This is a genomic window from Arthrobacter agilis (assembly GCF_002953615.1).
GTDB lineage: Bacteria > Actinomycetota > Actinomycetes > Actinomycetales > Micrococcaceae > Arthrobacter_D > Arthrobacter_D agilis_B.
Map to the genome: position 1 here is coordinate 1,417,433 of NZ_CP024915.1, position 7,720 is coordinate 1,425,152.

A 7,720-nucleotide genomic window follows, 5' to 3' on the forward strand; every position below is an offset into this window, starting at 1 on the left:
GAGAGAGCCACGGCGGCAGCCGGGGCGTCCTCCGTGATGTCGAAGTCGGCGCCCAGGCCCTCGAGCTTGTCCTGGAAGCGCTCGTAGCCGCGGTTGATGAGCTCGATGCCGGTGACCCGGGAGACCCCCTCGGCCGCGAGGGCCGCGATCAGGTGGCTGAAGCCTCCGCGCAGGTCGGGCACGTCGATGTCGGCGCCGTGGAGCTGGGTGGGCCCGGAGATCACCGCGGAGTGGAGGAAGTTGCGCTGGCCGAAGCGGCACGGCACGCTGCCGAGGCACTCACGGTGCACCTGGATGTTGGCGCCCATGCGGATCAGCGCCTCCGTGAAGCCGAAGCGGTTCTCGTAGACCGTCTCGTGCACGATGGACACGCCGGTGGCCTGGGTCAGGGCCACGACGAGGGGCTGCTGCCAGTCCGTCATGAAGCCGGGGTGCACGTCCGTCTCGAGCACCAGCGGCTTCAGCGCGCCGCCCGGGTGGTAGAAGCGGATGCCGTCGTCGTCGACGTCGAAGGCGCCGCCGATCTTCCGGTAGGTGTTGAGGAAGGCCGTGAGGTCGAGCTGGCGCGCGCCCTCCACGTAGATGTCTCCCCGGGTGACCAGAGCGGCAGAGGCCCACGACGCCGTCTCGTTGCGGTCGGAGATGGCCTTGTGGTTGTAGCCGGTCAGCTCCTTCACGCCCTCGATGCGGATGACGCGGTCCGTCTGCACCGTGATGATCGCGCCCATCTTCTGCAGGACGGCGATGAGGTCCATGATCTCCGGCTCGACGGCGGCACCCGACAGCTCGGTGATGCCCTCGGCGCGGATGGCGGTCAGGAGCACCTGCTCGGTGGCACCGACGCTCGGGTACGGCAACGTGAGCTTCGCGCCGTGCAGACCCTTGGGCGCGGAGATGGAGATGCCTCCGGGACGCTTGTCCACGACGGCGCCGAAGTTCCGGAGGACTTCGAGGTGGTAGTCGATCGGGCGGTCGCCGATCTTGCAGCCGCCCAGGTCCGGGATGAAGGCCTCGCCGATGCTGTGCATCAGGGGCCCGCAGAAGAGGATGGGGATGCGGGAGTCGCCGGCGTGGGCGTCGATGTCCTTGGAGCGTGCCATCTTGGCGTCGCTGGGGTCCATGGTGAGGTCGCCCGTCACAGGATCCTTGGTCACTGTCACACCGTGCAGCTGCAGCAGGCTGGTGACGACGTCGACGTCCTTGATCTCCGGGACGTTGCGCAGCACCGACGGCGTGTTGCCGAGCAGGGAGGCGACCATGGCCTTCGGGACCAGGTTCTTCGCACCGCGGACGGATACCTTGCCGGTCAGCGGGATGCCGCCGCGGATGGTCAGAACGCTACCCATGAATACCTATTTTCCTTCTACGTTGAACCCCTGCGGACTCGAAAATGCTCGTTCCAAGCATAGGAGAACCACGGAGCAGACAGAAATACAAGGGTACTTCGTGCACTCCCTGTTTCCAGAGAGGAACCAGCGCGGGTGCGTCGCCATTCCTCGCGGACGGGTCCCGGCGGCGTGATCTGCACGACAGCGGCTCCCGCCGGGTCCGGCTGCTCCCGGCGCGCGGCGCCTACGTGCGAGCCGGGAGCGTCGTCGGCTTCCACCGGGGGCGGCTGGCCTCGAAGGCGGTGATGTGCTCCTCCTGCCGCAGGGTGAGCCCGATGTCGTCCAGACCCTCGAGCAGCCGCCAGCGTGTGTAGTCATCGAGCTGGAAGGGTGCGCTCACGGACCCGCAGTGCACCATCCGCGACTCGAGGTCCACCGTGACCGTGGCCCCCGGCTCGTTCTCGAGGATCTTCCAGATGAGCTCGATGTCGTCCTGCGCGACCTGCGCGGCGACAAGGCCCTGCTTGCCCGAGTTACCGCGGAAGATGTCCGCGAAGCGCGAGGACAGGACGGCCTTGAAGCCGTAGTCCTTCAGTGCCCAGACGGCGTGCTCACGGGACGAACCGGTCCCGAAGTCCGGCCCGGCCACGAGGACGGAACCGCGCGAGTACGGCTCCCGGTTGAGGATGAAGTCCTCGTCCTTGCGCCAGCCGGCGAAGAGGGCGTCCTCGAAGCCCGTACGCGTGATGCGCTTGAGGTACACGGCGGGGATGATCTGGTCGGTGTCGATGTTGCTCTGGCGCAGCGGGACGCCGATGCCGGTGTGCGTGGTGATCTTCTCCATGGCGCTCTCCTAGGCTGCTGGGACGGTGGACTCGGCGGCATGCGCGCCGGTACCGGGACGCGGTGCCAGGTCCGACGGCGAGCTGAGGGTGCCGCGCACCGCGGTCGCGGCGGCGACGACGGGCGAGACGAGGTGGGTACGACCGCCCTTGCCCTGGCGTCCCTCGAAGTTCCGGTTCGACGTCGACGCACAGCGCTCCCCCGGTGCCAGCTGGTCGGGGTTCATGCCGAGGCACATCGAGCAGCCGGCGAAGCGCCACTCGGCGCCGAAGTCCTTGAACACGCGATCCAGTCCCTCGGCCTCGGCCTGCAGGCGCACGCGCGCCGAGCCCGGGACCACCATCATGCGCACGGCGGGATCCTTCTCCCGGCCGCGGATGATGTCCGCCGCGATGCGGAGGTCCTCGATGCGGCTGTTGGTGCACGAGCCGAGGAAGACGGTGTCCACCCGGATGTCCTTCATCGGGGTGCCCGGTTCCAGGGCCATGTAGTCCAGCGCCCGGCTGCACGCGGCCTTGTCGTTCTCGTCGGCGAAGTCGTCGGGTGAGGGCACGGCCTGCGAGAGGGAGACGCCCTGGCCGGGGTTGGTCCCCCAGGTCACGAAGGGCTCGAGGTCGTCCGCGTCGAGGAAGACCTCGGCGTCGAAGACGGCGTCGTCGTCGGTGCGCAGGTTCCGCCAGTCGGCGACGGCGGCGTCCCAGTCGGCACCCTGCGGCGCATGCGGCCGGTCCTGCAGGTAGTCGAAGGTGGTCTCGTCCGGCGCGACCATGCCGGCCCGCGCCCCCGCCTCGATCGACATGTTGCAGATGGTCATGCGGGCTTCCATCGACAGGGAGCGGATCGCCGAGCCGCGGTACTCGAGCACGTAGCCCTGCCCGCCGCCGGTGCCGATCTTCGCGATGATCGCCAGGATGATGTCCTTCGACGTGACGCCGGGCTTGAGGGTGCCCTCGACCGTGATGCCCATGGTCTTGAAGGGCTTGAGGGAGAGCGTCTGGGTGGCCATCACGTGCTCCACCTCGGAGGTGCCGATGCCCATGGCGAGTGCTCCGAAGGCCCCGTGCGTGGAGGTGTGGGAGTCGCCGCAGACCACGGTCAGTCCGGGCTGCGTCAGACCGAGCTGGGGTCCCACGACGTGCACGATGCCCTGTTCGGCGTCGCCGAGCGAATGCAGCCGGACACCGAACTCGCGGCAGTTCGCGCGCAGCGTCTCGATCTGCGTGCGGCTGGTGAGATCGGCGATGGGCTTGTCGATGTCCAGGGTCGGCGTGTTGTGGTCCTCGGTGGCGATCGTCAGATCCGGACGGCGCAGGGGCCGGTTCGCCAGGCGGAGGCCCTCGAAGGCCTGCGGAGAGGTCACCTCGTGGATCAGGTGCAGGTCGATGTAGAGGAGGTCGGGCTGCGCTTCCGCGCCGACGACCTCGCCCTTGCGGACGACGTGCGCGTCCCAGACCTTCTCTGCCAGTGTCTTGCCCATACGATCGTCCTTCTCTGTTCCGGTGGACCACGGCGGCGGGGTGTCCGCCGTCCCGACCCTTGGTGCATCAACTCAACCAGCCACGCGTCGGCGAGTGCCAGTCCGACGGCTTGCGTCTCAGATTATGAGACGGCAATATCATCCTATGGACAATTCTAGCGGCGTCGGAGTCATCGACAAGGCCGCCCTCGTGCTCGACGCCCTAGAGGCCGGGCCCACCACCCTCGCGCAACTGGTTGCCTCGACGGGCCTCGCCCGACCGACCGTGCACCGGCTCGCCCTCGCCCTCGCCCATCACCGCCTCGTGGGCCGTGACATCCAGGGTCGCTTCGTGCTCGGCAGCCGGCTCGTGGAACTGGCCTCCGCTGCGGGCGAGGACCGGCTCATCGCGGCAGCAGGGCCCGTCCTCCTGAGCCTGCGCGACGCCACCGGCGAGAGCGCCCAGCTCTTCCGGCGGCAGGGCGACTGGCGCGTCTGCGTCGCGTCCGCGGAGCGCCCGGTGGGCCTGCGCGACACCATCCCGGTGGGCACCCAGCTGTCCATGAAGGCCGGCTCGGCGGCGCAGTGCCTCCTGGCGTGGGAGGACCACGACCGGCTGCTCAAGGGACTGCAGAACGCACGCTTCACCCCGACGGTCCTCGCCGGCGTCCGCCGGCGGGGCTGGGCGCAGAGCCTCGGGGAGCGTGAGGCGGGCGTGGCATCGGTGTCGGCACCGGTCCGCGGCCCGTCCGGGCGCGTCATCGCCGCGGTCTCGATCTCCGGGCCCATGGAACGCCTCACGCGGCAGCCCGGACGGATACACGCGGAAGTCGTCTCCGACGCCGCGCGCCAGCTGACCCTCGCGGTCGCGAAGGCGGCGGACTGACATGGCAGAACCCGCTGCGGGGTTCCGGTACGCCGTCTTCCTCCGCGGGGTGAACGTCGGAGGGGTCACCCTGAGGATGGCCGACGTCCGCGACGAACTCACCGGTCTTCCCGTCACGGAGGTGGCCACGGTGCTGGCCAGCGGCAATGTGACCTGTTCCTCCTCCCTGGCGCCCGCCGATCTCAAGGAACGCATCGAGGAGGCGCTGCGTCGCCGTTTCGGCTACGAGGCGTGGGTGATCGTCGTCGAGCGCGCCGACCTGGTGGGCATCGCCGCCGCGGTCCCCGAGCCGCCGGGACCGCCGGGACCGCCGGGAGGAGTCCACACCTACGTGACCTTCTTCACCGGTCGCGCCGAACGGGACGGGTTCCTCGGTGACGCCGCGGCGCTGGCCGAACAGCCCACGGTGCTCCCGGGCGGCACGGCGATCAGCTGGTTCTCCCCCAAGGGTCAGTCGACGGAGGTGCCCGTGGCGAAGCTCCTCGCCCGCGCCCGGTATGCGTCGACGTCAACGACGCGGAACATCAACACCGTGGACAAGGTGCTGCGTCTCCTCGCCTGAGCACGGGAGTGCCGGGCACGGGACTGCGTTAATAGTGTTCGTGCAGCCCCAGGACCAGCCGAAGGATACCCATGCGCCTCATCGCCCAGGATTGCTACCAGCTCGAACACCAGAAGGGTTCGCACGGGTTCGTCGTCGCGGGAGCCGGACGCGCGGCGGTGATCGACCCGGGGATGTCCTCCGGGTTCGACGGCATCGTCGCCGAACTGCGCGCCGGAGAGTCGACGACCGGGCCGATCACGGACATCGTCCTGACCCACTACGACGCCGACCACGCGCAGGTCGCGCAGCGGTTGCAGGAGACGCTCGGGGCGACGGTATGGATCGGCGCCGCCGATGCCGACATCCTTCGCGGCAGGGTCGAGCCGAGGACGGTCTTCCGGAAGGTCCTGAAGAAGGTGGCGCGCGTCCCCTTCCCCGAGGGTGCCCGGGAGCTGGACGGGTCGGGCGAGATCTTCTCCGGACTCGAGTACTTCCCGACGCCGGGGCACACGCCCGGCCACTACGCGTACCAGTGGCGTGGGGTGCTCTTCACCGGCGACGCCGCGAAGGTGTCGGCGGACGGCACCGTCAGCGACTTCTACGCGATCGTCATCAATGACAAGCCTGTGGCCGCACGCACCGTCCAGCTGCTCGCCGAGCGCATCCGCTCGGGCTCCGTCGACTGGATCTGCTCGGGCCACAACGCGGTGGCACGGACGAGCGCGCAGACGCCATGACCCGCCTCGACGGTCGGCCCCCTACCCGGCGTGGTCCCGCCTGCTGCACGAGGGCCTGCCGGCCGGATTCGGCCACCGCAGTAGGACCGACCGGGCCGGACAGCCACTAGGTCCGCCGGAGTACCCCGAGGACCGCTGCCCGGAAGTCGTTGCAGCGCCCCACCTCGCCCTCCACGGGCAGCATCACGATGTCCCGGGCAGCGCGGGAGCACGATGCCAGGAGTCGCCGGCGCACCCGTGTCGCGCGCCGGGCGGCTCCCCACCGCGCGAGCAGCGCGGCGAGTATCCCCAGCAGGATGCCGGCCGCGCCGCCTGCCAGGATCAGGAGCGTGGGAACCGGGAACCCCTCGACGCGGGGCACGTCGACAGCGGGCAGCTGCAGGAACCCGAGGACGGCGAGGACGCCGAGCCACACCAGTCCGGCGACGAGCGCCGCGAAGGCGACCCACTGCAGGACACCGAAGACCCCCCACCACCAGTGTCGATCCGTCTCGAGGTCCGTGCCGGTGACGGCGGCATCGAGGGCATCCGTGAGCTCCCCCGCCGTCCCGCGGGCCGCGTCCCTGATCGAGGTGTGCCAAGGCTCGGGTGCGCCCTGCGCCGATGCATCACCGAACACCCGCAGTGCGTGGTCCACGCGTGCGCGCTGGGCAGGCTGCCCGAGCGGTAGCGACGACCGGCGCACCTCGGGGACGACATCCTGGCTCCGGAGGTTGAGGCGTCGCAGGGGGTCGGGACGGAGCCTCGCCAGCCAGCGCGTCACGGGCCAGCCCGCGGCGGCGTGCGCGTCCCGGCGATAGGCGGCCCGCACCGCGTCGACGACCACCGGGACACCGGCGGCGACACCGAGTTCGTCCGACAGCGCGGACCTCGCGTCCGCTGCGGGCAGCGGCACCGGTTCCTCCGCGACGAAGGGCAGGAGCTCGGTGGCCGCTCCCGCGGCGTCGGCGGACAGCCGTCTCGTGGCGGCGGCGCGGCTCTCGGCATGGGCCCTGATCGCCGCGGCGAGCGCGTCGAGGCCCGTTCCCGTGCGTGCGGACACCGGCAGGACGGCCACGCCGGGGAGCCCCTCCCCCGCGAGGATCCCGGCCAGCGATGACGTGACGGCGTCGAGGTCCGCCGGCTCCAACCGGTCCGCCTGGTTGAGCGCGACCAGGGTCACGGCCTCGTGGGACGCCAGTCCACGGAGGAAACCGTGATGGAGCGCCGCATCGGCGTACTTCTGGGGATCGACGACCCACAGCAGGACGTCCACCTGCCGGGCGAGCCGTTCCACGACGTCGCGATGCGCCGCGGCGGTGGAGTCGAAATCCGGGAGGTCCAGCAGGATCAAACCTGCGGCGTCAGCTGCCGCCGCTGGCGCCGCTGATCCGGAGGTATCGTCCCGTCGGGACGGCACGGCGCCCCTGCGCCGCCGGCCGAAGATCCTGCGCAGGACTCCGCGGGACTCCTTGGCCGGTCCCCGTCGCGTGTCGCCGGCGCCTCGCGCACCGTCCGGTTCCTCCCGCGGGAGGGCGGACGGCGTGAACGCTTCGGCGTCCGGGGTCCCGCCGTCGTGTCCCGGCAGGTCGAGCCCCCGGAGGAGCGGCGCCCCGGCCGGCAGTTCCACGCGCTGGCCGACGCCCAGCCAGTCGAGCAACTCGCCGCTTCCCGCGCTCTCCCAGACCAGGGCGAGCGGTTCCGACGTCGTCGGGCGCCGCACTGCCACCCATGCGGCGTCCGTCCCGCTCAGGGCGTTCACGAGGGAGGACTTCCCGCTGCCGGTGGGCCCGAAGACGCCGACGACCGTGTGGTTCCCGGACAGCGATCGCCGGGAGCCGGCGCGGTCGAGTGTGGCGTGCAGCCGCTCGAGCCGTTCCGGCGGCAACCGGTCCACACCGAGGTCGTAGGCCGTCCCCAACCGGCCGAGGGCGTCCGTGAGCGATG

7 protein-coding genes are annotated in these 7,720 nt (G+C 70.6%); 3 read left to right on the top strand and 4 right to left on the bottom strand.

The features are described 5' to 3' along the window. The 3 genes from murA to leuC form a co-directional block, all read right to left on the bottom strand. The coding region (gene murA, locus CVO76_RS06825) for a UDP-N-acetylglucosamine 1-carboxyvinyltransferase (RefSeq protein ID WP_133080749.1) at positions 1-1,346 on the bottom strand (1,346 nt) is incomplete at its 3' end. Positions 1,347-1,572: 226 nt separating this feature from the next. Next, entirely contained in the window at positions 1,573-2,172 is a 600-nt protein-coding gene (gene leuD, locus CVO76_RS06830; RefSeq protein ID WP_133080750.1) for a 3-isopropylmalate dehydratase small subunit, read from the bottom strand. A gap of 9 nt (positions 2,173-2,181) precedes the next feature. Then, positions 2,182-3,648: a 3-isopropylmalate dehydratase large subunit gene (gene leuC / locus CVO76_RS06835; protein WP_208741398.1), complete on the bottom strand. Its 1,467-nt coding sequence runs from the start codon at positions 3,646-3,648 to the stop codon at positions 2,182-2,184. A 145-nt stretch (positions 3,649-3,793) separates the two neighbouring features. Here leuC and CVO76_RS06840 point away from each other — a divergent pair, with 145 nt between their 5' ends. The 3 genes from CVO76_RS06840 to CVO76_RS06850 all read left to right on the top strand — a co-directional run bounded on the left by CVO76_RS06840 (position 3,794) and on the right by CVO76_RS06850 (position 5,794). Further along, entirely contained in the window at positions 3,794-4,513 is a 720-nt protein-coding gene (locus CVO76_RS06840; RefSeq protein ID WP_133080752.1) for an IclR family transcriptional regulator, read from the top strand. Between the two features lies 1 nt (position 4,514). Next, a complete protein-coding gene (locus CVO76_RS06845; protein WP_208741399.1) occupies positions 4,515-5,075 on the top strand; it encodes a DUF1697 domain-containing protein in 561 nt (186 codons plus the stop codon). A gap of 71 nt (positions 5,076-5,146) precedes the next feature. After that, a complete protein-coding gene (locus tag CVO76_RS06850; protein WP_208741401.1) occupies positions 5,147-5,794 on the top strand; it encodes an MBL fold metallo-hydrolase in 648 nt (215 codons plus the stop codon). Between the two features lie 106 nt (positions 5,795-5,900). On the opposite strand, the gene CVO76_RS06855 is transcribed toward CVO76_RS06850, so the two are convergent. After that, positions 5,901-7,694 (bottom strand): GTPase, encoded by a 1,794-nt coding sequence (locus CVO76_RS06855; protein ID WP_432206154.1) that lies wholly within the window; start codon positions 7,692-7,694, stop codon positions 5,901-5,903. Positions 7,695-7,720: the final 26 nt, after the last annotated feature.

Coding starts and splice junctions, on each gene's coding strand:
- leuD (WP_133080750.1), bottom strand. CDS start 2,172: ATGGAGAAGATCACCACGCACACCGGCATCGGCGTCCCGCTGCGCCAG.
- leuC (WP_208741398.1), bottom strand. CDS start 3,648: ATGGGCAAGACACTGGCAGAGAAGGTCTGGGACGCGCACGTCGTCCGC.
- CVO76_RS06840 (WP_133080752.1), top strand. CDS start 3,794: ATGGACAATTCTAGCGGCGTCGGAGTCATCGACAAGGCCGCCCTCGTG.
- CVO76_RS06845 (WP_208741399.1), top strand. CDS start 4,515: ATGGCAGAACCCGCTGCGGGGTTCCGGTACGCCGTCTTCCTCCGCGGG.
- CVO76_RS06850 (WP_208741401.1), top strand. CDS start 5,147: ATGCGCCTCATCGCCCAGGATTGCTACCAGCTCGAACACCAGAAGGGT.